The organism is Xanthobacter sp. AM11 (assembly GCF_047444035.1).
Lineage (GTDB): Bacteria > Pseudomonadota > Alphaproteobacteria > Rhizobiales > Xanthobacteraceae > Xanthobacter.
Genome location: NZ_JBLAOA010000001.1, coordinates 3,887,694 through 3,912,025, shown reverse-complemented (window position 1 = coordinate 3,912,025; position 24,332 = coordinate 3,887,694). Strand labels below are relative to the sequence as shown.

Sequence of the window (24,332 nt, the reverse complement as noted above, 5' to 3'; positions counted from 1 at the left end):
GCGGGCCGGCTCCGTTCAATAAACAAGAGCGTTCTCCATCTTGGCGCCAGAGGGCGATGCACCGCCCATGCGGCGCCGCGGGGCGGCTCCACATGGGCGGATCGCGCTCTATCGGGCAAGCGGGATGGTCACGAACTCCTGGCGGCCCTCGCCATCGGACACCAGGAGCAGGGCGGAGCGCTTGCCCTGGCTGCGCAGGGCCTCCACCTGCTTCTCCACGTCCGCGGGGCTGGCCACCGCCTCCTGGCCCACCTGCACGATCACCTGGCCGGCCTTGAGGCCCTTGTCGGCGGCGGGGGAGGAGCGTTCCACCTCGGTCACCACCACGCCCGTCACCTCGCTCTTGATGGCGTAGCGCTTGCGCAGGTCCTCGCTCATGGCGGACAGCTCCATGCCCAGGGCGCGGCGGGTGGGCACCTTCTGGGCATCCTGGCTGGGCTTGGCGGGCTCGGCGGGCTTGTCGTCCTCGGGCATGCGGGCGACCTTGAGGCGCAGCGTCTCCTCCTTGCCCTTGCGGATCACCAGCACGTCCACGTCCGTGTCGGCCATGGTGTCGGCCACGCTGCGGGTGAGGTCGCGCACCTCCTTGATGTCGCGGCCGTTGAACTTGACGATCACGTCGCCGGCCTTGATGCCGCCCTTGGCGGCCGGGCTGTCCTCTGTGACCACGCCGATGAGCGCGCCGCGCGCCTTGCCCAGGCCGAGGCTCTCGGCGATGTCGTCGGTGACCGGCTGGATGCGCACCCCGATCCAGCCGCGCCGCACCTCCTTGAACTGCTCCAGCTGCGCCAGCACCGGCTGGGCGGTAGCGGCCGGCACGGCAAAGCCGATGCCGATGGACCCGCCCGAGGGGGAGATGATGGCGGTGTTCACGCCGACCACCTCGCCCTCCATGTTGAACAGCGGCCCGCCGGAATTGCCGCGGTTGATGGCGGCGTCGGTCTGGATGAAATTGTCGTAGGGGCCGGAATTGATGTCGCGGTTGCGGGCGGAGACGACCCCCACCGTCAGCGTGCCGCCGAGGCCGAACGGGTTGCCGATGGCCATCACCCAGTCGCCGACACGAAGCTTCTCGGAATCGCCGAACTTCACGAAGGTCAGCGGCCGGTCCGGCTTCACCTTGAGCAAGGCGAGGTCGGTCTTGGTGTCGCGGCCGACCAGCTCGGCCTTCAGCTTCGAACCATCGTTGAAGTTGGCGAAGATCTCGTCGGCATCGGCGATCACATGGTTGTTGGTGACGATGTAGCCGGAGGCGTCGATCACGAAACCGGAGCCGAGGGAAGACACCCGGCGGGACCGGCTTTCGCCGTTATCATCTTGGCGGCGCTTGAAGAATTCCTCGAAGAAATCCTCGAACGGCGAGCCCGGCGGCAATTGCGGCGCCGGCACGGAGCGGGAGGGGGCCACATTTTGCGAGGTGGAGATGTTCACCACCGCATCCATGACCTTTTCCGCCACATCCGCCACCGTATCCGGCCCCTTGCCGGGGGCGGCCTGCAGCCCGGCGGGGGCCAGGGCGCAGAGGCCGAGGAAAGCCGCCAGCGCCAGTGCCGGCCAGGACCGGTTGGACAGGGGGGAGCGGGGCAGGCGGGGTCGGGGCGGAAGGGCAGGGCCGGACAGGCGGCGTGAAGCGGGCATGGCTCTCCTCGATGCGGCGGTGGTCCGTCCGAGGCTGCGCCGGCCACCCGGCGCACGCAAGGGCAAATCGGTCACGATCCGGCGCGTGGGGCCGAAGGCAGCAGCAGGGTGCGGCGGCATTGCGGCGCGCCGGCAAAGGCGTGCGGTGGCGGGTCAGGCGCGGACGAAGAAGACCAACAGAACGCCAAGCGCCCCGACGGCGAGGCCGGCGAGGCGCATGGGCGTTTCGGGGGCGTGCAGCACGGCCCGCATGGCCCGCCGCCACGCCCCCGGAAAGGCGGCGAGGCACAGGCCCTCGATGGCAAGCATCAGGCCGAGGGCGGCAAAAAGATCCTTCATGCCGTCCCCGGCCCGGTCGTCAGTTCGCGCCGGCGGGTGCCGCCGGCGAAGCGGCCGGGGGCGTCCGGGGTCCGCCGCCGAGCGGGTCCTGGAAGTAGCGGAAGAAGCTTGAATCCGGGCTCACCAGCAGGCGGGTGTCGCCGGGCTTCAGGCTGGCTTCATAGGCCTGCATGGAGCGGTAGAAGGTGAAGAAGTCCGGGTCCCGGCCGAACGCATCGGCGAAGATGCTGTTGCGTTCCGCGTCACCCTCGCCGCGCAGTTGCTCGCCCTTGGAATTGGCCTCGGCGATGACGATGGTGGCCTCGCGTTCGGCCCGTGCACGCAGGCGCTGGGCGGCCTCGCTGCCCTGGGCGCGAATCTCCGCGGCCTCCCGCTGGCGTTCCGTCTGCATCCGCTGGAAAACCGCCTGGCTGTTGGCTTCCGGCAGGTCGGCGCGGCGGATGCGGACATCCACCACGGAGATGCCGAAGCTGGCCGCCTCGCGGTTCACCTGCTCGCCGATCTGGCGCATGAGCGCCTCGCGCTGGTCGCGCACCAGGGTGGTGAAGGTGTTCTCGCCCAGCACCCGGCGCAGCGCCGAGTTCAGCACCGCCGAAAGGCGGGAGTTGGCGTTCTGCACCGTGCCCACGGACTGGTAGAAGCGCAGCGGCTCGGTGATGCGGTAGCGCGCAAAGGCGTCCACTACCAGCCGCTTCTGGTCCGAGGCGATCACTTCCTGCGAGGGGTTTTCCAGATCGAGGATGCGATTGTCGAGATAGACCACGCTGTCGATGAACGGCACCTTCCAGTGCAGGCCCGGCCGGGTCACCGGCGCCAGCGGCTCGCCGAGCCGCAGCACCAGCGCCTGCTGGGTCTGGTAGACGACGAAGGCGGACGAATAGATCAGCACGAGGGCGACGACGCCGAGAATGGCGAGAACGCCGCCGAGGACGGGGTTCTTCATCGCGTGCCTCCCTGGGGCTGGACCACCGGCGCCGGCTGGCGGCGGAGCATGTCGGCGAGGGGCAGCACCGGCACGACGCCGGAATTGCCGCCGCCCGCGCCGCTGCGGGTGGCGGACTGGTCCACCACCACCTTGTCCATGCCGCCGAGTACGCGCTCCATGGTTTCGAGATACATGCGCTGGCGCGTCACGTCCTTCGCCTTCTGGTATTCGTCAAAGACCTTGATGAAGCGCGCCGCCTGGCCGCGCGCCTCCACGACGGTGCGCTCGCGATAGGCCTGGGCCGCATTCTCCACGCGGGAGGCTTCGCCGCGCGCTTCCGGCAGCACGCGGTTGGCATAGGCCTGGGCCTCGTTCTGCACGCGCTCGGCATCGGCGCGGGCGGCCTGCACGTCGCGGAAGGCGTCGATGACCTGGCTGGGCGGGTCCACTTTCTGCAGCTGGACCTGGGTGATCTGCACGCCGGCCTTGTAGCTGTTGAGGACCGACTGCATCAGCTCCTGAACGCCGGTCTCGATGTTCTGCCGGGCGCCGGTGAGGATGGGCTGGATGTTGGTGCGCCCGATGACCTCGCGCATGGCGCTTTCGGCCACGGCCTTGATGGTGCCCTCGGGGTTCTGAACGTTGAACAGATACTGCTCGGGGTCCGAAATCTTCCAGATCACCACGAAGTCCACGTCGACGATGTTCTCGTCGCCGGTCAGCATCTGGCTTTCCTCGGGGACGTCCCGCATTCCCGACGAACTGCGGCGCGAGTCTTCGCCGACGCGCATGCCGATGTCGATGCGGTTGAATTCGGTGACCCTGGGGGTCAGCACGGTCTCGATCGGGTAGGGCCAGTGATAGTTCGGGCCGGGCTGGGTGACGCCCTGGAAGGCGCCGAAGCGCAGCACCACGCCCTGCTCGTTGGGCCGCACCACGTACCAGCCGGACATGAACCAGCCGAAGACCACGAGCGCGATGATGATCGCAATGCCCTTGCCGCCAAAGGCGCTCGGCAGGATGTTGCGGAGCTGATCCTGGCTGCGGCGTATCAGATCTTCCAGGTCAGGTGGCGTCGGTCCCGATGAAGACGGCCCCGAACCCCAGGGGCCTCGCGGCCCGTTACCCCACGGGCCGCCACTCTGATTCTTCCACGACATCCGTCGTCTCCCGTCGGCGGTGCCGCCATCGGCACGCGCGCGTCACTCCGAGCCACCTGCGGACCCCGAGCGGGCCTGCCGCAAAAGATCCGGTCCGGCGCGAACCGGATCCGTCGGGGGAAAAGCCGCGGGGCGGATCGTAATCCATCCCGGGACGTCGCCCCGTCGGGCTAGGTGGTTATAGGAAACCGCGCGCCGCCTTTCAACGCGGCACGCGGTGCACCTGCATCGCAGATAGGGTCGAGTTGCGGTTTACGCAACGGGAGGACTGGCCACACTCATGCGCTCGGTGGTGGCCTGTCCGCGTGCAGCCGTTGCTGCGCCTCGATAGTGGTCGAGGACGAAGAGGCGAATGGCCGACGACAGATTGCCCTGCGTTCGTGCAGAATCAATGGTTGCCACGAGGTCGGACAGGGTGAGCCGGCGACTGCTGGCGATCTCCTTCAGCGCCTCCCAGAAGGCGTCTTCGAGACTCACGCTGGTCTTGTGGCCGGCGATGACGATGGATCTCTTAACCACGGGGCTTTTCATGTTCATCCCTCTCGGTCAGGGCGTGGCCCTCAAGGTGGCGCTTCTGCCGGTCGAACTCGTCAGCCTGCTGCTCGCGCTCAGCCTTGGTCCGCCCGAATCGCAGGCGGTTTTCCCCGGCCTTCGCCTCTGCCGCCCGACGGACTCGCGCTTTGCGCGCCCGATGAAGATTGACCACGTCGCCCAACGCTTGCCTCACCTTGCCGCCGGATTCCTCCGACCCCGTCGGCGAGTGATTTTTTCTACGGCCGGCGGACCCCGCCAGACCAAGTTTGCTCGCCGAAGAAATTCTACCTCCTAGAGCGCGTTCAAGATATGGCCAATTTTGGGAGAGGTAACATCCGCCGGCTACCACCCTAGAATTATTTTAGCCAACGCCGGCGTCTCCCCGCCAGGCCGCCAGCTGTGCTATGAGCCCGCCGCCCCGCGGCACATGAAGAGGTGAAGCCGATGACCACGCGCACCGAGACCGACACCTTCGGTCCCATCGAAGTTGAATCCGACCGCTATTGGGGCGCGCAGGCGCAGCGATCGCTCGGAAACTTCAAGATCGGCTGGGAAAAGCAGCCCCTGCCCGTGGTCCGCGCCCTCGGCATCGTGAAGCGCGCCGCGGCTGAAGTGAACCGCGACCTCGGCCGGCTCGATCCCAAGCTCGCCGACGCCATCGTCGCCGCCGCGCAGGAGGTCATCGAGGGCAAGCTGGACGCGCACTTCCCGCTGGCGGTCTGGCAGACCGGGTCGGGCACCCAGTCCAACATGAATGCCAATGAGGTGATCTCCAACCGGGCCATCGAGATGCTCGGCGGGGAAATGGGCTCCAAGAAGCCCGTTCATCCCAACGATCACGTCAACATGAGCCAGTCGTCCAACGACACCTATCCCACCGCCATGCACATCGCCTGCGCGGAAGAAATCGTGCACCGGCTGCTGCCGGCGCTGCAGAAGCTGCGCAACGCCCTGAACGACAAGGCGCAGCAGTGGGCGGGCGTGATCAAGATCGGCCGCACCCACACCCAGGACGCGACCCCGCTCACCCTCGGCCAGGAGTTTTCCGGCTACACCCAGCAGGTGGAGAACGGCATCGCGCGCATCGAACTGACCCTGCCGGCGCTGATGCAGCTCGCCCAGGGCGGCACCGCGGTGGGCACCGGCCTCAACGCCCCGGTGGGCTTCGCCGAGGCGGTGGCGGACAAGATCGCCGCCATCACCGGCCTGCCCTTCACCTCGGCGCCCAACAAGTTCGAGGCGCTCGCCGCCCACGACGCCATGGTGTTCTCGCACGGGGCCATCAACACGGTGGCCGCCTCCCTGTTCAAGATCGCCAACGACATCCGCCTGCTCGGCTCCGGCCCGCGCTCGGGCCTCGGCGAGCTGTCGCTGCCGGAGAACGAGCCCGGCTCGTCCATCATGCCGGGCAAGGTGAATCCCACCCAGTGCGAGGCGCTCACCCAGGTCTGCGTGCAGATCTTCGGCAACAATGCCGCGCTTTCCTTCGCCGGCAGCCAGGGACACTTCGAGCTCAACGTCTACAATCCGGTGATGGCCTACAATTTCCTTCAGTCCGTGCGGCTGATGGCGGATGCGGCCGTGAGCTTCACCGACAATTGCGTGGTGGGCATCGAGGCGCGCGAGGACAACATCAAGGCGGCGCTGGAGCGCTCGCTCATGCTGGTCACCGCGCTCGCCCCGACGATCGGCTATGACAACGCCGCGAAGATCGCCAAGACCGCGCACAAGAAGGGCACCACCCTGCGCGAGGAAGCGGTGGGCGGCGGCTATGTGACGAACGAGGAGTTCGATGCCGTCGTTCGTCCCGAGAAGATGATCTCGCCGGGCTGAGCCGCGCCCCGGCCGGGCGCATGCGGGTGCCGTGGCGCCCCCGCATGCGCCCGGCCGCAACCTGAGGCGGGCGACCTGCCGGGCCATCTCGGGCCGCGGTCACCGGCCCGGCTTCCTTCGTGGCCGGCGGCATTCCGTCGGCGCGGGCTGTGCTATAAGGCCGGCGGACGGCCTGCGCGCCGCCACAGGGGAGGGGCTCATGTCGTTCGTGTTCCAGCAGCTTTCCCGCCTTCGGGCGCCGCTGTTCGCCACTCTTGCCGCATTGGTGCTCGCGGGCTGCGGCGTCAATGTCATCCCCACCGAGGAGGAACGCGCCAAGGCGGCGTGGAGCGAGGTGATGAACCAGTATCAGCGCCGCTCCGACCTCATCCCCAATCTGGTGGAGACGGTGAAGGGATACGCGTCGCAGGAGAAGGACGTCCTGACCTCGGTGGTGGAGGCCCGCGCCAAGGCGACCTCCATCCGGGTGGATGCCTCCACCATCACCGATCCGGCGCAGTTCAAGCAGTTCCAGGATGCGCAGGCGGGCCTTTCCAGCGCGCTCGGCCGGCTGATCGCGGTCTCCGAGGCCTATCCCGACCTCAAGTCCAACCAGAACTTCCTGGCCCTCCAGTCGCAGATCGAGGGCACGGAGAACCGCATCGCCGTGGCGCGGCGCGACTATATCGAGGCGGTGCGGGTCTATAACACCGAGCTGAAGACCTTCCCCGGCCTGCTTTGGGCAGCAACCCTCTATCGCGGCTACAAGCCGATGGAGACGTTCACCATTTCCGAGCAGCAGATGCAGGTTCCGAAGGTCAAGTTCAACTGAGCGGAAGGGGCGCGCCGGTGCCGCACATGCTTCCCTCCCGCGTCCGGGCGCTCGCGCTGGCGGCGCTGCTGCTGCTCGGCGCCATTGGGGGCGCGCGGGCGGAGCCGACCTTTCCGCCGCTCACCGGCCGGGTGGTGGATGCGGCCCACGTCCTCGACCCCGCCACGGCGGCGGCGCTGGACGCCCGGCTTGCGGCGCAGGAGGCCAAGGCCACGGACCAGGTGGTGGTCGCCACCGTCCCCTCCCTCGAAGGCACCTCCGTGGAGGATTATGCCAACCGCCTGTTCCGCGCCTGGCGGATCGGGCAGGAGAAGAAGAACAACGGCGTGCTGTTGCTGGTGGCGCCGAAGGAACGCAAGGTGCGTATCGAGGTGGGCTACGGCCTCGAAGGCATCCTCACCGATGCGGTGGCCTCCACCATCATCCGCAATGCCATCGTGCCCGCCTTCAAGTCCGGCGACATGGCGGCGGGCATCGTGAAGGGCACGGACGCCACCCTGGAGATCCTCAATCTCGATCCCGAGGAGGCGCGGGTCCGGGCCCGGCAGGAAGAGGCTTCCGGCATGTCGGAGGAAGAGGTGGACAACCTCATCTTTCTCTTCGTCATGATCGTGTTCTGGGGCTTCGTCATCTGGCGGGTGACGCGCGGCGGCGGATCGGGCGGCGGGGGCGCTGCGGCGCGGCGGCGGCGCGATGGCGCCGTGGCCGGCGGGCCGGTCTCCACCTGGGACTGGGGGAGCGGCTCCGGCGGCTGGTCCGGCGGCGGCGGTGGCGGCGGCTGGTCGGGCGGGGGAGGCTCTTCCGGTGGTGGCGGCGCTTCCGGCGACTGGTAGGGTTGGGCCCCGGCGAGGGATTGCCGGCCCGGCAGGAGCTGCGGCATGGGGCATGGCAGGCGATAGTGGCGCATCGGGAGACGTTTCATGAGCAATGGTGCCTCGGTCTCGACAGCTGAAGACGCCGGCCGGTTCGGGCTGTCGCAGGCGGCGCTTCTGCAGATTTCCGATGCGGTGGCTGCGGCGGAGGCCAAGACCTCGGCGGAAATCCGGGTCGTGGTGGCGCGCGCGCCGCTGGTGCAGCACCCGTTCTTCTCCATCCTGTGGGCGTCCCTCGCCGCTTTGGTGCTGCCCTGGGTGGTGGTGCTGCTGCGGCCCATGCCGCCGCTGACGCTGCTGGCGGTGCAGGCCGTGCTGTTCGTGGTGATCGCCTCCGTGCTCATGCTGCCGAGCGTGGCGCCGTGGGTGGTGCCGCGCCTGGCGCTCAAGGCCGCCGCCCGCAGCGCCGCCATCGAGCTGTTTCTCGGCCATGGCATTCCGCAGACCCGGGGACGCACCGGAATCCTCATCTTCGCCGCCGCCCGCGAACGGCTGGTGGAGGTGGTGGCCGACGAGGGCGTCCACACCCCCCTCGGCCATGGGGCCTGGGGCGATATCTGCGAGGCGGTGGCGGCGCAGGCCCGGCGGGGCAGCCTCGCCGATGGGCTGATGGCGGGCGTGGCCAAGGCGGGTGATCTGCTCGCCGGCCCGCTGCCGCGCCGGCCGGGCCATCACAACGAGCTTGCCAACCACGTCATCGTGCTCTGACCGGCGCTGCGGGAATCGCCGCTTGGGCGGTTTCGCGCCGCCGCGGGCCGAATCTAGACGAAGGGTCTAGCCGACTGCACGAATCGCCGCCATTCCGGCGCCTTTCCATCGGCGTCGCCGCGGCATAGATTGCGCGCCCGAGCCTTCGGGGCTCGACCAAGGCAAAGGGCTTTCTCTCATGACCAAACCCGCCGTTCGCGTCGCTGTCACGGGCGCCGCCGGTCAGATTTGCTATTCGCTTCTTTTCCGCATCGCCAACGGCGACATGTACGGCAAGGACCAGCCGGTCATCCTCCAACTGCTCGACCTCCCCCAGGCGCAGGGTGCGGTCAAGGGCGTGGTGATGGAGATCGAGGACTGTGCGTTCCCGAACTTTGCCGGCGTCGTCATCACCGACGATCCGATGGTGGCCTTCAAGGACATCGACGCGGCCGTGCTGGTGGGCGCCCGTCCGCGCTCGAAGGGCATGGAGCGTGCCGACCTCCTGTCCGCCAATGCCGAGATCTTCAAGGTCCAGGGCAAGGCGCTGAACGAGGTGGCCAAGCGCGATGTGAAGGTGCTGGTGGTGGGCAACCCGGCCAATACCAACGCCTATATCACCGCCAAGAGCGCCCCGGACCTGCCGGCCCGCAACATCACCGCCATGCTGCGGCTTGACCACAACCGCGCCCTGTCGCAGTTCGCGGCCAAGGCCGGCATCGCCAGCAAGGACATCGAGAAGGTGGCGGTGTGGGGCAACCACTCGCCCACCATGTATGCCGATTACCGCTTCGCCTCGGCCAACGGCACGGCGCTGCCGGCGCTCATCAACGACGAGACCTGGTACCGCGAGACCCTGCTGCCGACCGTCGGCAAGCGCGGCGCCGCCATCATCGAGGCGCGGGGCTCCTCCTCCGCCGCCTCGGCCGCCAATGCCGCCATTGATCATATGCACGACTGGATCCACGGCACCGCCGGCAAGTGGGTGTCCATGGGCGTGGCCTCGGACGGCTCCTATGACGTCCCCGAGGGCATCGTGTTCGGCATGCCGGCGGTGTGCACCGCGGGTGATTACGAGGTGGTCCAGGGCCTGCCCATGGACGACTTCTCCAAGGCCATGTTCCAGAAGACCCTGAACGAGCTGCTGGAAGAGCGCGACGGCGTCGCCGCCCTCCTGGCCTGATGCCGGTCGCTACCCCGCGCCGCGGCGCAGGGGTGGCGCCGACGCTTTAGGCCCCGCGACGCGCGCGCCGCGGGGCAGGGGCGGATGCATGGATCTTATCCCTGCGGGAGCCAGGAGCGCCCGGAGGACGCCATGGGCCGGACGGGCCTTCCGGCGGCGCTGGTGCCGGGTCTGCTGACGGCACCGGCCGCAGCCTGGGATGTCCGCCTCAATGCTGATTACGGAAAAGTGATGTCGCCCCTGCCGCCCGACTCGGTGCGGTTGCTGCGGGATGCCTAGTGGATCAACCGAAACGGATGGTTCCCATCTGTTTCGAAAAGTTGATCCACCAGATCAAGGCGTTGTGGTTCGACCTGGTCGCGGCAGATGGGTTCCATCTGTCGCGGTCGAACCACTAGCGTTCCTGGCTCGAAGCCCACCAGCTGAGCTGCGGCTTCTATGAAGTATTTTATGACGGCAGCACCATGGCCCGCCCTGCTACTGCCCCCTGCCACAACCGCGCCACCGCCGGGCGATCCCTTTATCTGAAGGGGTTTGCCGACGAAATGGCTGACCGCTAGCCGCCGACGGGCGCCCGGCGGAGGGTATCGTGGCGGCCCCCTTTTTCTGCCGCGGGCCCTTGTGAGGCTTGACGTAGAGCGACTCTACGGCTAGAAGCGCACCACTTCGCGGCAGGCGGTCGGCGTCTGAGCGGTCGGTTCTCTGTTCCCCAATGCCAACGCGGCTTGGAAACAAGGCGATCCAAGAGCCGAAACGCTGCCAGGAACAGCACTGCGATAACTTCAGGTGCATGATCGCAGCGCCGTCCCAAGCAGGCAAATGCCCGCTCGGGAAATGCGCGCTGTGATCCTCTGTCGCGAGAAAGGCGTGTCTGCCCCCGCTTCAGGGTGGTGGACGGCGCCTTTCGCGTTCGTTGGTGCGAACGAAATTCTGGACCCCTCGGGGTCCGTCGTGGCGGCTCCGCAAGGGCCGTCGAACCAAGGATGCGGCTCCGGCCGCAGATCAGGACGAGGCGAAGGCGTACATGCCGACGATCAACCAGCTGATCCGTAAGCCGCGCGAAGCGCAGAAGGCGCGGGACAAGGCGCCGGCGCTGCAGGCGAGCCCCCAGAAGCGCGGGGTCTGCACGCGTGTTTACACGACGACCCCGAAGAAGCCGAACTCGGCCCTTCGCAAGGTCGCCAAGGTTCGGCTCACCAACAGCTACGAAGTGATCGGCTACATTCCGGGCGAGGGTCACAATCTTCAGGAGCACTCCGTGGTGATGATCCGCGGCGGCCGCGTGAAGGACCTTCCCGGCGTGCGCTACCACATCCTGCGCGGCGTGCTCGACACCCAGGGCGTCAAGAACCGCAAGCAGCGCCGTTCGAAGTACGGCGCGAAGCGTCCGAAGTGATCCGGCTGAAGTGAGGAACTGAACGATGTCCCGTCGTCACAAGGCCGAGCGCCGCGAAGTCATCCCGGACGCGAAGTATGGCTCCACGACCCTGTCGCGCTTCATGAATTCCGTCATGCGCGACGGCAAGAAGTCCGTGGCCGAAAACATCGTGTACGGCGCCCTCGACGTGGTCGAGACCAAGGCCAAGCACGATCCGGTCGAGGTCTTCATCCAGGCGCTCGAAAATGTCGCCCCGGCCGTGGAAGTCCGCTCCCGCCGCGTCGGTGGCGCGACCTACCAGGTGCCCGTCGAAGTGCGCAACGAGCGTCGCCAGACGCTGGCTATCCGCTGGCTGATCGCCTCGGCCCGCGCCCGCAACGAGAAGACCATGGTGGAGCGTCTCTCCGCCGAGCTGCTCGATGCTGCCAACAATCGCGGCTCTGCCGTGAAGAAGCGCGAGGATACGCACCGGATGGCGGAAGCCAACCGTGCCTTCTCGCATTACCGCTGGTGACCGGAACCGAGGACTGAGCCATGCCGCGCAGCCACGCGATCGAGGACTACCGTAATTTCGGCATCATGGCCCACATTGATGCTGGGAAAACCACGACCACCGAGCGGATTCTTTATTACACGGGCAAGAGCCACAAGATCGGCGAAGTCCATGATGGCGCCGCCACCATGGATTGGATGACCCAGGAGCAGGAGCGCGGCATCACCATCACGTCGGCCGCGACGACCGCTTTCTGGCAGGGCAAGCGCCTGAACATCATCGACACGCCCGGGCACGTGGACTTCACCATCGAGGTGGAGCGCTCCCTGCGTGTGCTCGACGGCGCGGTGTGCGTGCTGGACGGCAACCAGGGCGTGGAGCCGCAGACCGAGACCGTGTGGCGCCAGGCGGACAAGTACAACGTGCCGCGCATCGTGTTCGTCAACAAGATGGACAAGATCGGCGCCGACTTCTACCGCTGCGTCGAGATGATCGTGGACCGCGTGGCCGGCAACCCCGTGTGCTGCCAGCTGCCGATCGGTTCCGAGAACAATTTCAAGGGCATCATCGACCTCGTCCGCATGAAGGCGGTGGTGTGGGAAGACGAAGCCCTCGGCGCCAAGTATCATGACGAGGAGATCCCCGCGGATCTCGCCGACAAGGCCGCCGAATATCGCAACAAGCTGGTGGAAGCCGCCGTCGAGCTCGACGACGACGCCATGGCTGCTTACCTGGACGGCACCGAGCCGGACGAGGCGACCCTCAAGTCGCTGATCCGCAAGGCGGTGGTCGGCCGCAAGTTCAACCCCGTGTTCTGCGGCTCTGCCTTCAAGAACAAGGGCGTGCAGCCGCTGCTGGATGCGGTGGTGGACTTCCTGCCGTCTCCCATCGACCGCGGCGCCATCAAGGGCATCGACTTCAAGACCGAGGAAGACACGGTTCGCATGCCTTCGGACGAGGAGCCCACTTCGGTGCTCGCGTTCAAGATCATGGACGATCCCTTCGTCGGCACCATCACCTTCTGCCGGGTCTATTCCGGCAAGATGGAAACCGGCATGGCCCTGCTCAACTCCACCCGTGACAAGCGCGAGCGCGTCGGGCGGATGCTGCTGATGCACGCCAACAACCGGGAAGACATCAAGGAGGCCTTTGCGGGCGACATCGTTGCCCTCGCCGGCCTCAAGGAAGTGCGCACCGGCGACACCCTCTGCGATCCCGCCAAGGCGGTGATCCTGGAGAAGATGGAGTTCCCGGAGCCGGTCATCGAGATCGCCATCGAGCCGAAGTCCAAGGCCGACCAGGAGAAGCTGGGCATCGCCCTGTCCAAGCTGGCCGCCGAGGACCCGTCCTTCCGCGTGTCCACCGACCACGAGAGCGGCCAGACCATCCTCAAGGGGATGGGCGAACTGCATCTCGACATCAAGGTGGACATCCTGAAGCGCACCTACAAGGTGGATGCCAATATCGGCGCCCCCCAGGTCGCTTATCGTGAGACCCTCACGAAGAAGACTGAGGTGGACTACACCCACAAGAAGCAGACCGGCGGTACCGGCCAGTTTGCGCGGGTGAAGTTCGTGGTGGAGCCGAACGAGGTGGGCAAGGGCTTTGCCTTCGAGAGCGCCATCGTCGGCGGCGCGGTGCCGAAGGAGTACATCCCGGGCGTCCAGAAGGGCCTCGAGAGCGTGCTCGGTGCCGGTGTGCTGGCGGGTTTCCCGGTGGTGGACGTCAAGGTGCAGCTCATCGACGGCGCCTTCCACGAGGTGGACTCGTCGGCTCTGGCCTTCGAAATCGCCTCCCGCGCGGCGTTCCGCGAGGCCCTGCAGAAGGGCTCCGCGGTGCTGCTCGAGCCCATCATGAAGGTCGAGGTGGTGACGCCGGAAGATTATACCGGCTCCGTCATCGGCGACCTGAATTCCCGGCGCGGCCAGATCCAGGGCCAGGACATGCGCGGCAATGCGAACGTCATCAACGCGATGGTGCCGCTGGCCAACATGTTCGGTTACGTGAACACCCTGCGCTCGTTCAGCCAGGGTCGCGCCACCTTCACCATGCAGTTCGACCACTACGAACAGGTGCCGTCGAACGTCGCCCAGGAGGTCCAGGCCAAGTACGCGTGATGCGCGTCGGCCTGAACCGCCACCCCGTTTTCACCCTTTAGGTTCCGCCAGAGAGACCCAACGGAGAGTCCCATGGCCAAAGAGAAGTTCAACCGCTCGAAGCCGCACTGCAACATCGGCACGATCGGTCACGTGGATCACGGCAAGACGTCGCTGACGGCGGCGATCACGAAGATTCTTGCGGAGTCTGGCGGGGCGACGTTCACGGCGTACGACCAGATCGACAAGGCGCCTGAAGAGAAGGCGCGCGGCATCACGATCTCGACGGCGCACGTGGAATACGAGACGCAGAACCGTCACTATGCGCACGTGGACTGCCCCGGTCACGCCGACTATGTGAAGAACATGATCACCGGCGCGGCGCAGATGGACGGCGCGATCCTGGTGGTTTCGGCGGCGGACGGGCCGATGCCGCAGACCCGGGAGCACATTCTTCTGGCGCGCCAGGTTGGCGTTCCTGCGCTGGTGGTGTTCCTGAACAAGTGCGACATGGTGGACGACGAGGAACTTCTTGAGCTGGTCGAGCTTGAGGTCCGCGAGCTTCTGTCGAAGTACGACTTTCCCGGGGACGACATCCCGATCATCCGCGGCTCGGCGCTGGTTGCGCTTGAGAATGGCGACCCGAAGCTGGGCCGCGACGCGGTTCTGAAGCTGATGGAGGCGGTTGACGCCTACATCCCGCAGCCCGAGCGTCCCATCGACCTGCCGTTCCTGATGCCGATCGAAGACGTTTTCTCGATCTCGGGCCGCGGCACGGTGGTGACGGGCCGCGTGGAGCGCGGGATCATCAAGGTTGGCGACGAAGTTGAAATCGTCGGCATCCGGCCGACGCAGAAGACCACGGTGACCGGCGTCGAGATGTTCCGCAAGCTTCTGGACCAGGGCCAGGCCGGCGACAACGTCGGCATCCTGGTTCGCGGCACCAAGCGCGAGGACGTGGAGCGCGGCCAGGTTGTGTGCAAGCCGGGTACGGTGAAGCCGCACACCAAGTTTAAGGCCGAGGCCTACATCCTGACGAAGGAAGAGGGCGGGCGTCATACCCCGTTCTTCACCAACTACCGCCCGCAGTTCTACTTCCGCACCACGGACGTGACCGGCGTGTGCACGCTGCCCGAAGGCACCGAAATGGTGATGCCGGGCGACAATGTTTCCATGGACGTGGCGCTGATCGTGCCGATCGCCATGGAAGAGAAGCTGCGCTTCGCCATCCGCGAGGGTGGCCGCACGGTTGGCGCCGGCGTCGTCGCCGCCATCATCGAGTGATCTAGACAAGAAGAAACGGGGGCGCGCCGCCATCGAGCGCGCGTCCTTCATTCCCCGGAGCCTTTGAGCCATGAACGGCCAGAACATTCGAATTCGCCTGAAGGCGTTCGATCACCGCATCCTCGATGCGTCGACCCGCGAGATCGTCGCCACGGCCAAGCGCACGGGTGCGCAGGTGCGCGGCCCGATTCCGCTGCCGACGCGGATCGAGAAGTTCACCGTCAATCGCTCTCCGCACATCGACAAGAAGTCGCGCGAGCAGTTTGAGATGCGTACTCACAAAAGGTTGCTCGATATCGTCGATCCGACTCCCCAGACGGTGGACGCGCTGATGAAGCTCGACCTCGCCGCTGGCGTTGACGTCGAAATCAAGCTCTGACGTGAGGCGAGGAGACACGACCATGCGGTCAGGCGTCATCGCCCAGAAGGTCGGCATGACCCGCATCTTCACCGATGCTGGCGAGCACGTGCCGGTCACTGTGCTGAAGGTTGAGAGCTGCCAGGTGGTTGCCCACCGCACGCTCGACAAGAATGGCTATGTCGCGGTCCAGCTCGGTGCTGGCCGGCGCAAGCCCAAGAACGTGACCCGCGCCGAGCGCGGCCACTTCGCGGTCTCCCAGGTGGAGCCCAAGCGCAAGATGGCGGAATTCCGCGTGCCGGAAGAGGCGCTGATCCCCGTCGGCGCCGAGATCACCGCTGACCACTTCGTCGTGGGCCAGTATGTGGACGTCACCGGCACCACCATCGGCAAGGGTTTCGCCGGCGGCATGAAGCGCCACAACTTCGGTGGTCTTCGCGCCTCGCACGGCGTTTCCATCTCGCATCGTTCGATCGGTTCGACCGGCGGCCGCCAGGACCCGGGCAAGACCTTCAAGAACAAGAAGATGCCGGGGCACATGGGCGACGTCACCGTCACCACCCAGAACCTCAAGGTGGTGATGACCGACGTGGAGCGCGGGCTCATCGCGGTCGAGGGCGCCGTCCCCGGCCATGCCGGCGGCTGGATCACCGTGCGTGACGCGGTGAAGAAGAAGCTGCCCGCCGAGGCTCCCAAGCCCGGCGCGTTCAAGCTCACCAACGGTTCGGATGCTCCCGCCGCCGAAGCCGCCAACGAGGAGGGCGCGTGATGGAATTCACCGTCAAGACGCTCGACGGCACCGACGCCGGCTCCGTGACGCTTTCGGACGAGATCTTCGGTCTCGAGCCGCGCGCGGACATCCTGCACCGCTGCGTCACCTGGCAGCTTTCGCGCCGCCAGGCGGGCACGCACCGCACCAAGGGCCGTTCGGAGATCAACCGCACGTCCAAGAAGATGTACAAGCAGAAGGGCACCGGCAATGCCCGCCACGGTGCGGCCTCGGCGCCGCAGTTCCGCGGCGGCGGTCGTGCCTTCGGCCCGGTGGTGCGTTCGCATGCCATCGACCTGCCGAAGAAGGTGCGTGCCCTCGCGCTGAAGCATGCTCTGTCTTCCAAGGTGAAGTCGGAGCAGATCCTGGTGCTCGACAAGGTGACGCTCGACGAAGCCAAGACGAAGGCTCTCAAGGAGCACTTCGCCAAGCTCGGCATCTCGTCCGTCCTCATCGTGGACGGCGCCCAGGTGGAGCAGAACGTGGCGCTCGCGGCGCGCAACCTGCCCTACGTGGACGTGCTGCCGATCCAGGGCATCAACGTCTATGACATCCTGCGCCGCGACACCCTGGTCCTGACCAAGGCCGCCGTGGACGCGCTGGAGGCGCGCTTCAAATGAGCACGCGCAATATCGAACCGCGTCATTACGACGTGATCGTCTCCCCCGTCATCACCGAGAAGGCGACGACGGCGAGCGAGCAGAACAAGGTTGTCTTCAACGTCGCCAAGACCGCCACGAAGCCCGCCATCAAGGAGGCCGTGGAGAAGCTTTTCGACGTGAAGGTGAAGAGCGTGAATACGCTGGTCCGCAAGGGCAAGGTGAAGATCTTCCGCGGCCGGAAGGGCGTCCAGAGCGACGTCAAGAAGGCCGTGGTGACCCTCGAAGAGGGCCAGAAGATCGACATCACCACGGGCCTCTGAGAGCTGAGGGGAACGGGACAAGACCATGGCGCTGAAGCATTTCAAGCCGGTCACGCCGAGCCTTCGCCAGCTCGTGATCGTGGACCGCTCCGGCCTCTACAAAGGCAAGCCGGTCAAGACGCTCACCGAGGGCAAGAGTTCCTCGGGCGGGCGCAACAACAACGGTCGCGTGACCGTCCGCTTCCGCGGCGGCGGCCACAAGCAGACCTACCGCCTGGTGGACTTCAAGCGCGCCAAGCGGGGCATGCCCGGCGCCGTGGAGCGGATCGAATATGATCCCAACCGCTCGGCCTTCATCGCGCTGATCAAGTACGAGGACGGCGATCTCGCCTACATCCTCGCGCCGCAGCGCCTGGCCGTGGGCGATGCGGTGATCGCCGGCGAGCAGGTGGACGTGAAGCCCGGCAATGCCGGTCCGCTGTCCTCGCTTCCGGTGGGCACCATCGTCCACAATGTGGAGCTGAAGATCGGCAAGGGCGGCCAGATCGCCCGCTCCGCCGGCACCTATGCGCAGATCGTCGGCCGCGACCAGGGCTATGTGATCGTGCGCCTGAACTCGGGCGAGCAGCGCCTCGTGCACGGGGCGTGCTATGCCACCGTGGGCGCGGTGTCGAACCCCGACCACATGAACATCTCGCTCGGCAAGGCCGGGCGCAACCGGTGGCTGGGTCGCAAGCCGCACAATCGTGGCGTGACCATGAACCCGGTGGACCACCCGCACGGCGGCGGCGAAGGCCGCACCTCGGGCGGCCGTAACCCGGTCACCCCCTGGGGCTTCCCCACCAAGGGCAAGAAGACCCGCAACAACAAGGCGACGGACAAGTTCATCGTGTCCAGCCGCCACAAGCGCAAGAAGTGAGGGCCTGAGACATGACGCGCTCTGTTTGGAAAGGCCCGTTCGTCGACGGCTATCTGCTGAAGAAGGCGGACGCCGCTTCGGGCTCGGGTCGCCGCGATGTGATCAAGATCTGGAGCCGGCGCTCCACCATTCTGCCCCAGTTCGTGGGTTTGACATTCGGCGTCTACAACGGACACAAGCATGTGCCCGTGAACGTCACCGAGGAAATGATCGGCCAGAAGTTCGGCGAGTTCGCACCGACGCGGACTTACTACGGGCACGCGGCCGACAAGAAGTCGAAGCGGCGGTGATCGGTCATGGGTAAGCAGGCAAAGCCCCGCGCGCTCGCGGACAATGAAGCCAAGGCGGTGGCGCGCAACCTGCGCGTCTCCCCCCAGAAGCTCAACCTGGTCGCGGGCCTCATCCGCGGCAAGAAGGTGGCGACGGCGCTCGCCGATCTCGAATTCTCCCACAAGCGGATCGCCCGCGACGTGAAGAAGTGCCTCGAGAGCGCGATCGCCAATGCCGAGAACAACCACGAGCTCGACGTGGACGACCTGATCGTCGCCGAAGCGCACGTGGGCAAGGGACTGGTGATGAAGCGGTTCTCGCCGCGGGCGCGTGGTCGCGCCTCGCGCATCGAGAAGCCCTTCTCCCACATCACCATCGTGGTGCGGGAAGTCGAGGAGCGGGCCTGATGGGTCAGAAGGTCAATCCGGTCGGGCTCAGGCTCGGCATCAACCGCACGTGGGATTCGCGCTGGTTCGCCAACAAGGGCGAATACGGCCAGCTCCTGCACGAGGACATCAAGATCCGCGAGATGCTGTTCAAGCAGCTCAAGCAGGCGGCGGTGTCCAAGGTGGTGATCGAGCGTCCGCACAAGAAGTGCCGCGTGACCATCTACTCGGCGCGTCCGGGCGTGGTCATCGGCAAGAAGGGCGCGGACATCGACAAGCTGCGCAAGAAGGTGGCTGAGATGACCTCCTCGGAGGTCTTCATCAACATCGTCGAGATCCGCAAGCCCGAGATCGACGCCCGTCTGGTCGCCGAATCCATCGCCCAGCAGCTGGAGCGCCGCGTGGCGTTCCGCCGGGCCATGAAGCGCGCCGTCCAGTCGGCCATGCGCCTCGGTGCCGAAGGCATCCGCATCAATTGCTCCGGCCGTCTCGGCGGGGCGGAGATCGCGCGCCTGGAATGGTACCGCGAAGGCCGCGTGCCGCTGCACACTTTGCGTGCGGACGTGGACTACGGCACCGCCACCGCCTTCACGACCTACGGGACGTGCGGCGTCAAGGTGTGGATCTTCAAGGGTGAGATCCTCGAGCATGATCCCATGGCGCAGGACAAGCGCCAGGCCGAGCAGGAAGCCGGTCCCTCCTCGCGTCCCCAGCGGCGTGAGCGCGGTGATCGCGAGCGTGGCGACCGCGACCGTGACCGTGGTCACGGCGACCGCGATCGCGCGTGACGGCCGGGAAGAGAGAAGGCGATTAAGCCATGCTGCAACCCAAGCGCACCAAGTTCCGCAAGCAGTTCAAGGGACGCATCCACGGCGTCGCCAAGGGCGGTACGGAATTGAACTTCGGCGAGTTCGGCCTCAAGGCCGTGGAGCCGGAGCGCGTCACCGCCCGCCAGATCGAGGCGGCCCGTCGTGCCCTCACGCGTCACATGAAGCGTGCGGGCCGGGTGTGGATCCGGGTGTTCCCGGACGTGCCCGTGTCGTCCAAGCCCACGGAAGTGCGCATGGGCAAGGGCAAGGGCGCGCCGGAATACTGGGCGGCCCGGGTGAAGCCCGGCCGCATCATGTTCGAGATCGACGGGGTGAGCGTCGAGCTCGCCCGCGAGGCGCTGACCCTCGCGGCGGCCAAGCTGCCCATCAAGACGCGCTTCATCCAGCGCATCGCCGAGTGAGGAGAGGCTCATGAAAGCCGAGGACGTTCGGGCCCTCAGCCCCGATCAGCTCGCCGATGAGCTGCTGAAGCTGAAGAAGGAGCAGTTCAACCTTCGTTTCCAGAAGGCGACCGGACAGCTCGAGAACACTGCGCGGTCCAAGGAGATCCGCCGCGATATCGCGCGGATCAAGACTGCGCAGACCCAGAAGCGCGCCGGCGTGCCGGCGCAGAAGGCGAAGTGAGGAAGCGATGCCGAAGCGCGTGCTCCAGGGCGTCGTGGTGAGCGACAAGACCGACAAGACGGTGGTGGTCCGGGTGGAGCGTCGCTTCACCCATCCGCTGCTGAAGAAGACCGTGCGTCGGTCCAAGAAGTATCATGCCCACGACGAAGGCAATGCCTGGAAGGTGGGGGATACGGTGTGGATCGAAGAGCATCGGCCGATCTCCAAGCTCAAGAACTGGATCGTGATCCAGGGCGAGAAGCGGGCCGAGGTCTGATCTGAGGTTTTTCCGCCCGGATGGGTCATTCGGGCGGGAAGAGGCTCCGGTGTTGGGTCCGCCGCCTCCATGTGCCGCAAGGTGCTGGGGAGCGGAAGGAGACCGCATCGCGGCAAGGCCGTGTTCCGATGAGCGGGCACGGGGAACAAGGGTTAAGGCAATGCCGGCGCGCCGGCGGCGCCGGATGACGAGAACAGGTGCGTCATGATCCAGATGCAGACCAATCTCGACGTGGCGGACAATTCCGGTGCGCGTCGCGTCATGTGCATCAAGGTGCTTGGCGGCTCCAAGCGGAAGTATGCCCATGTGGGCGACATCATCGTGGTGTCGGTCAAGGAGGCGATCCCGCGCGGCCGCGTGAAGAAGGGCGACGTGATGAAGGCCGTGGTGGTGCGCACCGCCAAGGACATCCGCCGCGTGGACGGTTCGGTGATCCGCTTCGACCGCAATGCGGCCGTGCTGATCAACAACAACAAGGAGCCGGTGGGAACCCGCATCTTCGGACCGGTTCCGCGTGAGCTGCGCTCCAAGAACCACATGAAGATCATCTCGCTGGCGCCGGAGGTGCTGTGATGGCCGCGAAGATCAAGAAGGGCGACAAGGTCGTCGTCCTCGCCGGCCGCGACAAGGGCCGCACCGGCGAGGTCATCCAGGTGATGCCGAAGGAGGAGCGTGCGCTCGTCCGCGGCGTGAATATCGTGAAGCGTCACCAGCGCCAGTCGGCGAACCAGGAGGGCGGGATCATCTCCAAGGAGGCTCCCATCCACCTGTCGAACGTCGCGATCGCCGACCCGAAGGACGGCAAGCCGACCCGGGTCGGTTTCGAGGTTCTGGATGACGGGCGCAAGGTCCGCGTGGCCAAGCGCTCCGGGGAGAGGATCGATGGCTGAGGCGACTTACACCCCGAAGCTGCGCACCTTCTATGACGAGGTGGTGCGGCCGAAGATGATCGAAGAGTTCGGCTACAAGAACCCCATGGAAGTGCCGGTCATTGAAAAGATCGTCATCAACATGGGCGTGGGCGAAGCCACTGCCGATACCAAGAAGGCGACGACCGCCGCCGCCGACCTCGCGATGATCGCCGGCCAGAAGCCGGTGCTCACCCGGGCCCGCAAGGCGATCTCGAACTTCAAGCTGCGCGAGAACCAGCCGGTCGGCGCCAAGGTGACGCTCCGCAAGGTGCGCATGTATGAGTTCCTGGACCGGCTCGTGACCATGGCGCTGCCGCGGGTGCGAGACTTCCGGGGCCTCAACCCCAAGAGCTTCGATGGCCGCGGCAACTACGCCATGGGCATCAAGGAGCACATCGTGTTCCCGGAGATCAACTACGACAAGGTCGAGCAGATCTGGGGCATGGACATCATCGTGTGCACCACGGCGAAGACGGACGAGGAAGCGCGCGCGCTTCTGAAGGCCTTCAACTTCCCCTTCCGCCAGTGAGCGGCTATGAGGGGCGCTTCGCGACAGCGGCGCCCTTTCGTCCCGGGTGTCGCCGGGGCGTCCCAGGTCTACGAGTGAGGACATGATTTTCCGGCCGTGAGGGGCGGTGACGCTGCCTCAGACGCGGAGAACAGGAGCAAGAGATGGCGAAGAAGAGCGCGATCGAGACGAACGAGCGCCGCCGCAAGCTGGCCCAGGGCCAGGCGGCGAAGCGTGCGCGTCTGAAGGCGATCGTGAACGACAAGACCCTGCCCATCGAGGAGCGCTTCCAGGCGACCCTCAAGCTGGCGCAGATGCCGCGCAACGGCGCGAAGATCCGCATCCGCAACCGCTGCGAGGTGACTGGCCGTCCGCGCGCTTTCTACCGCAAGCTCAAGATGAGCCGTGTGGCGCTGCGCGAGATGGGCAATCAGGGGATGATCCCCGGCCTCGTGAAGTCGAGCTGGTGAGGAGGGAACGATGGCTGTCACTGATCCCATCGGCGATCTGATCACCCGCATCCGCAACGCCCAGATGCGCCGCAAGGACAAGACCTCCACGCCGGGCTCCCGCCTGCGCGCGAGCGTGCTCGATGTGCTGCGCGACGAGGGCTACATCCGCGGCTACACCTCGACCGATCACGGCAATGGCCGGACCGAGTTCGAGATCGAGCTGAAGTATTTCGACGGCACGCCGGTGATCCGCGAGATCTCCCGTGTGTCGAAGCCCGGCCGGCGCGTCTATGCGTCGGTCAAGAACCTGCCCCGCGTCGCCAACGGTCTCGGCATCGCCGTCGTCTCCACGCCCCAGGGCGTGATGGCCGACCACGAAGCCCGCGACAAGAACGTCGGCGGCGAAGTTCTTTGCACCGTGTTCTGACGCGACGGAGGAAGACATGTCGAAGATCGGCAAGCTGCCCGTCGCCATCCCCGCTGGCGTGACCGCCAGCCTGGACGGACAGACGGTGAAGGTGAAGGGCCCCAAGGGCGCCCTCGAACTGACCCTCGTGGAAGAGATCGCGGCCAAGATCGAAGGCTCCGAGCTTAAGGTTTCCATGACGGGCGAGACCACCCGCCACAAGGCCATGTGGGGCATGTCCCGCACACTGGTGGCGAACCTCGTGGAAGGCGTGACCAAGGGCTTCGAGAAGAAGCTGGAGATCACGGGCGTCGGCTACAAGGCGGCGGTGCAGGGCAAGAACCTGAACCTCTCCCTGGGCTACAGCCATGACGTGATCTACCCGATCCCGGAAGGGATCCAGATCGTCACGCCCAAGCCGACCGAAGTGCTCATCTCCGGCATCGACCGCCAGAAGGTGGGCCAGGTGGCGGCGGAGATCCGCGAGTTCCGCGGCCCCGAGCCCTACAAGGGCAAGGGCGTCAAGTACGCCGGTGAATTCATCTTCCGCAAGGAAGGCAAGAAGAAGTAACGGAGGCGGACCATGGCTAAGGATTTGGAGGCGCTGGCGCGCCGCAAGGCCAAGGTGCGCCGTGCGATTCGCGTCGCTGCGAACGGGCGCCCGCGCCTGTCGGTGCATCGGACCTCGCAGCACATCTATGCGCAGATCATCGACGATGCGAACGGCGAGACGGTCGCCGCCGCATCGAGCCTCGAGAAGGACCTGCGCACGTCGCTGAAGACGGGTGCGGACACCGAGGCAGCCAAGACCATCGGCAAGCTGATTGCCGAGCGGGCGATGGCAAAGGGCGTGACTGCGGTCGTCTTCGACCGTGGCGCATACATCTATCATGGGCGCGTCAAGGCGCTCGCTGAGGGCGCCCGCGAAGGCGGCCTTCAGTTCTGACGCAAGGACGAGCGAAGATGGCCCGTGAACGGGAACAGCGCCACGAGCGCGAGGACCGCGACAATACGTTCGTGGACAAGCTGGTCCACATCAACCGCGTCGCCAAGGTGGTGAAGGGCGGCCGGCGCTTCGGCTTCGCTGCCCTGGTGGTGGTGGGTGACCAGAAGGGCCGCGTCGGCTTCGGCCACGGCAAGGCCCGCGAGGTGCCTGAAGCGATCCGCAAGGCGACGGAGAGCGCCAAGCGCGCCCTCATCCGCGTTCCGCTGCGCGAGGGCCGTACCCTGCACCACGACGTGCATGGCCACCACGGCGCCGGCAAGGTGGTGCTGCGCGCCGCCCCCGCGGGTACCGGCATCATCGCCGGTGGCCCCATGCGCGCCGTGTTCGAGACGCTGGGCATGCACGATGTGGTGGCGAAGTCCTTCGGGTCTTCCAACCCCTACAACATGGTGCGCGCCACGTTCGACGCCCTGAAGAACCAGGATAGCCCGCGTTCGGTCGCGGCGCGTCGCGGAATCAAGGTGTCGCAGCTCCAGTCCCGCCGCCGCGTCGAAGACGCGGAAGCGACGGACTGAGCGGCGCGAACCGGCAGATAGGAGCGC

At 66.4% G+C, this 24,332-nt stretch carries 35 protein-coding genes; 29 read left to right on the top strand and 6 right to left on the bottom strand.

The features are described 5' to 3' along the window. Positions 1-108 precede the first annotated feature (108 nt). The 6 genes from ACI7BZ_RS17945 to ACI7BZ_RS17920 form a co-directional block, all read right to left on the bottom strand. Positions 109-1,638 (bottom strand): Do family serine endopeptidase, encoded by a 1,530-nt coding sequence (locus ACI7BZ_RS17945; RefSeq protein WP_414118500.1) that lies wholly within the window; start codon positions 1,636-1,638, stop codon positions 109-111. 153 nt (positions 1,639-1,791) lie between these two features. Continuing rightward, entirely contained in the window at positions 1,792-1,977 is a 186-nt protein-coding gene (locus tag ACI7BZ_RS17940) for a DUF2065 domain-containing protein (protein ID WP_414118499.1), read from the bottom strand. 19 nt (positions 1,978-1,996) lie between these two features. After that, on the bottom strand, positions 1,997-2,920 hold the full coding sequence (hflC, locus tag ACI7BZ_RS17935) for a protease modulator HflC (protein WP_414118498.1): 924 nt from the start codon (positions 2,918-2,920) through the stop codon (positions 1,997-1,999). Then, the gene (gene hflK / locus ACI7BZ_RS17930; RefSeq protein ID WP_414118497.1) at positions 2,917-4,062 is read right to left on the bottom strand and encodes an FtsH protease activity modulator HflK; all 1,146 of its coding nucleotides are present in this window, start codon (positions 4,060-4,062) and stop codon (positions 2,917-2,919) included. Before hflK ends, hflC begins: the two co-directional genes overlap by 4 nt. Positions 4,063-4,314: 252 nt before the next feature. Next, positions 4,315-4,593: a ribbon-helix-helix domain-containing protein gene (locus ACI7BZ_RS17925; RefSeq protein ID WP_414118496.1), complete on the bottom strand. Its 279-nt coding sequence runs from the start codon at positions 4,591-4,593 to the stop codon at positions 4,315-4,317. Continuing rightward, positions 4,574-4,768, bottom strand: a complete 195-nt coding sequence (locus ACI7BZ_RS17920) for a DUF4169 family protein (protein WP_414119208.1) — start codon at positions 4,766-4,768, stop codon at positions 4,574-4,576. The genes ACI7BZ_RS17925 and ACI7BZ_RS17920 overlap by 20 nt, the downstream gene beginning before the upstream one ends. 272 nt (positions 4,769-5,040) lie before the next feature. On the opposite strand from ACI7BZ_RS17920, the gene fumC reads away from it, so the two are divergent. The 29 genes from fumC to rpsE all read left to right on the top strand — a co-directional run bounded on the left by fumC (position 5,041) and on the right by rpsE (position 24,305). Continuing rightward, the gene (fumC, locus tag ACI7BZ_RS17915) at positions 5,041-6,429 is read left to right on the top strand and encodes a class II fumarate hydratase (protein WP_414118495.1); all 1,389 of its coding nucleotides are present in this window, start codon (positions 5,041-5,043) and stop codon (positions 6,427-6,429) included. A gap of 199 nt (positions 6,430-6,628) precedes the next feature. After that, positions 6,629-7,240 carry a LemA family protein gene (locus ACI7BZ_RS17910; protein ID WP_414118494.1) on the top strand — a complete coding sequence of 204 codons (612 nt, stop codon included), beginning with the start codon at positions 6,629-6,631 and terminating at the stop codon, positions 7,238-7,240. 26 nt (positions 7,241-7,266) lie between these two features. Next, positions 7,267-8,073: a TPM domain-containing protein gene (locus ACI7BZ_RS17905; RefSeq protein ID WP_414118493.1), complete on the top strand. Its 807-nt coding sequence runs from the start codon at positions 7,267-7,269 to the stop codon at positions 8,071-8,073. A gap of 87 nt (positions 8,074-8,160) precedes the next feature. Beyond that, positions 8,161-8,820 carry a TPM domain-containing protein gene (locus tag ACI7BZ_RS17900; protein WP_414118492.1) on the top strand — a complete coding sequence of 220 codons (660 nt, stop codon included), beginning with the start codon at positions 8,161-8,163 and terminating at the stop codon, positions 8,818-8,820. A gap of 178 nt (positions 8,821-8,998) precedes the next feature. Further along, complete coding sequence (locus ACI7BZ_RS17895) at positions 8,999-9,982, top strand: malate dehydrogenase (RefSeq protein WP_414118491.1); 984 nt, start codon at positions 8,999-9,001, stop codon at positions 9,980-9,982. A gap of 132 nt (positions 9,983-10,114) precedes the next feature. Beyond that, positions 10,115-10,261: a hypothetical protein gene (locus ACI7BZ_RS17890; RefSeq protein ID WP_414118490.1), complete on the top strand. Its 147-nt coding sequence runs from the start codon at positions 10,115-10,117 to the stop codon at positions 10,259-10,261. Between the two features lie 745 nt (positions 10,262-11,006). Further along, positions 11,007-11,378 (top strand): 30S ribosomal protein S12, encoded by a 372-nt coding sequence (gene rpsL / locus ACI7BZ_RS17885; protein WP_012113697.1) that lies wholly within the window; start codon positions 11,007-11,009, stop codon positions 11,376-11,378. A 25-nt stretch (positions 11,379-11,403) separates the two neighbouring features. Beyond that, complete coding sequence (rpsG, locus tag ACI7BZ_RS17880) at positions 11,404-11,874, top strand: 30S ribosomal protein S7 (protein WP_414118489.1); 471 nt, start codon at positions 11,404-11,406, stop codon at positions 11,872-11,874. A 20-nt stretch (positions 11,875-11,894) separates the two neighbouring features. Beyond that, a complete protein-coding gene (gene fusA, locus ACI7BZ_RS17875) occupies positions 11,895-13,970 on the top strand; it encodes an elongation factor G (RefSeq protein ID WP_414118488.1) in 2,076 nt (691 codons plus the stop codon). A 72-nt stretch (positions 13,971-14,042) separates the two neighbouring features. Next, positions 14,043-15,233: an elongation factor Tu gene (gene tuf / locus ACI7BZ_RS17870; RefSeq protein ID WP_414117314.1), complete on the top strand. Its 1,191-nt coding sequence runs from the start codon at positions 14,043-14,045 to the stop codon at positions 15,231-15,233. Between the two features lie 70 nt (positions 15,234-15,303). Continuing rightward, positions 15,304-15,612, top strand: coding sequence for a 30S ribosomal protein S10 (gene rpsJ / locus ACI7BZ_RS17865; protein ID WP_012113701.1), 309 nt, complete (start codon positions 15,304-15,306; stop codon positions 15,610-15,612). 22 nt (positions 15,613-15,634) lie between these two features. After that, entirely contained in the window at positions 15,635-16,360 is a 726-nt protein-coding gene (gene rplC / locus ACI7BZ_RS17860; RefSeq protein ID WP_414118487.1) for a 50S ribosomal protein L3, read from the top strand. Next, positions 16,360-16,980: a 50S ribosomal protein L4 gene (gene rplD / locus ACI7BZ_RS17855; protein WP_414118486.1), complete on the top strand. Its 621-nt coding sequence runs from the start codon at positions 16,360-16,362 to the stop codon at positions 16,978-16,980. The genes rplC and rplD overlap by 1 nt, the downstream gene beginning before the upstream one ends. Beyond that, the gene (locus tag ACI7BZ_RS17850; protein ID WP_393978136.1) at positions 16,977-17,282 is read left to right on the top strand and encodes a 50S ribosomal protein L23; all 306 of its coding nucleotides are present in this window, start codon (positions 16,977-16,979) and stop codon (positions 17,280-17,282) included. Before rplD ends, ACI7BZ_RS17850 begins: the two co-directional genes overlap by 4 nt. A 25-nt stretch (positions 17,283-17,307) precedes the next feature. Further along, on the top strand, positions 17,308-18,141 hold the full coding sequence (rplB, locus tag ACI7BZ_RS17845; RefSeq protein ID WP_414118485.1) for a 50S ribosomal protein L2: 834 nt from the start codon (positions 17,308-17,310) through the stop codon (positions 18,139-18,141). Positions 18,142-18,152: 11 nt separating this feature from the next. Then, positions 18,153-18,431: a 30S ribosomal protein S19 gene (gene rpsS, locus ACI7BZ_RS17840; protein WP_414118484.1), complete on the top strand. Its 279-nt coding sequence runs from the start codon at positions 18,153-18,155 to the stop codon at positions 18,429-18,431. A 6-nt stretch (positions 18,432-18,437) separates the two neighbouring features. Then, positions 18,438-18,818 carry a 50S ribosomal protein L22 gene (gene rplV / locus ACI7BZ_RS17835; protein ID WP_238121339.1) on the top strand — a complete coding sequence of 127 codons (381 nt, stop codon included), beginning with the start codon at positions 18,438-18,440 and terminating at the stop codon, positions 18,816-18,818. Continuing rightward, a complete protein-coding gene (gene rpsC, locus ACI7BZ_RS17830) occupies positions 18,818-19,585 on the top strand; it encodes a 30S ribosomal protein S3 (RefSeq protein WP_414118483.1) in 768 nt (255 codons plus the stop codon). The genes rplV and rpsC overlap by 1 nt, the downstream gene beginning before the upstream one ends. Positions 19,586-19,614: 29 nt before the next feature. Next, entirely contained in the window at positions 19,615-20,028 is a 414-nt protein-coding gene (gene rplP, locus ACI7BZ_RS17825; RefSeq protein ID WP_414118482.1) for a 50S ribosomal protein L16, read from the top strand. Between the two features lie 10 nt (positions 20,029-20,038). After that, a complete protein-coding gene (gene rpmC / locus ACI7BZ_RS17820; protein ID WP_414118481.1) occupies positions 20,039-20,251 on the top strand; it encodes a 50S ribosomal protein L29 in 213 nt (70 codons plus the stop codon). A 7-nt stretch (positions 20,252-20,258) separates the two neighbouring features. Further along, positions 20,259-20,507 carry a 30S ribosomal protein S17 gene (gene rpsQ, locus ACI7BZ_RS17815; RefSeq protein WP_414118480.1) on the top strand — a complete coding sequence of 83 codons (249 nt, stop codon included), beginning with the start codon at positions 20,259-20,261 and terminating at the stop codon, positions 20,505-20,507. 204 nt (positions 20,508-20,711) lie between these two features. Next, a complete protein-coding gene (gene rplN, locus ACI7BZ_RS17810) occupies positions 20,712-21,080 on the top strand; it encodes a 50S ribosomal protein L14 (protein WP_138398138.1) in 369 nt (122 codons plus the stop codon). Then, positions 21,080-21,397: a 50S ribosomal protein L24 gene (rplX, locus tag ACI7BZ_RS17805; protein ID WP_414118479.1), complete on the top strand. Its 318-nt coding sequence runs from the start codon at positions 21,080-21,082 to the stop codon at positions 21,395-21,397. The genes rplN and rplX overlap by 1 nt, the downstream gene beginning before the upstream one ends. Then, on the top strand, positions 21,390-21,947 hold the full coding sequence (gene rplE, locus ACI7BZ_RS17800) for a 50S ribosomal protein L5 (protein WP_414118478.1): 558 nt from the start codon (positions 21,390-21,392) through the stop codon (positions 21,945-21,947). The genes rplX and rplE overlap by 8 nt, the downstream gene beginning before the upstream one ends. Positions 21,948-22,090: 143 nt before the next feature. After that, positions 22,091-22,396 (top strand): 30S ribosomal protein S14, encoded by a 306-nt coding sequence (gene rpsN, locus ACI7BZ_RS17795; RefSeq protein WP_414118477.1) that lies wholly within the window; start codon positions 22,091-22,093, stop codon positions 22,394-22,396. Positions 22,397-22,406: 10 nt separating this feature from the next. Beyond that, positions 22,407-22,805: a 30S ribosomal protein S8 gene (gene rpsH, locus ACI7BZ_RS17790; protein ID WP_414118476.1), complete on the top strand. Its 399-nt coding sequence runs from the start codon at positions 22,407-22,409 to the stop codon at positions 22,803-22,805. Positions 22,806-22,821: 16 nt separating this feature from the next. Beyond that, on the top strand, positions 22,822-23,355 hold the full coding sequence (gene rplF / locus ACI7BZ_RS17785; RefSeq protein ID WP_414118475.1) for a 50S ribosomal protein L6: 534 nt from the start codon (positions 22,822-22,824) through the stop codon (positions 23,353-23,355). A gap of 12 nt (positions 23,356-23,367) precedes the next feature. Further along, on the top strand, positions 23,368-23,730 hold the full coding sequence (rplR, locus tag ACI7BZ_RS17780) for a 50S ribosomal protein L18 (RefSeq protein WP_414118474.1): 363 nt from the start codon (positions 23,368-23,370) through the stop codon (positions 23,728-23,730). Positions 23,731-23,747: 17 nt separating this feature from the next. Then, positions 23,748-24,305 carry a 30S ribosomal protein S5 gene (gene rpsE / locus ACI7BZ_RS17775; RefSeq protein WP_024278457.1) on the top strand — a complete coding sequence of 186 codons (558 nt, stop codon included), beginning with the start codon at positions 23,748-23,750 and terminating at the stop codon, positions 24,303-24,305. Positions 24,306-24,332: the final 27 nt, after the last annotated feature.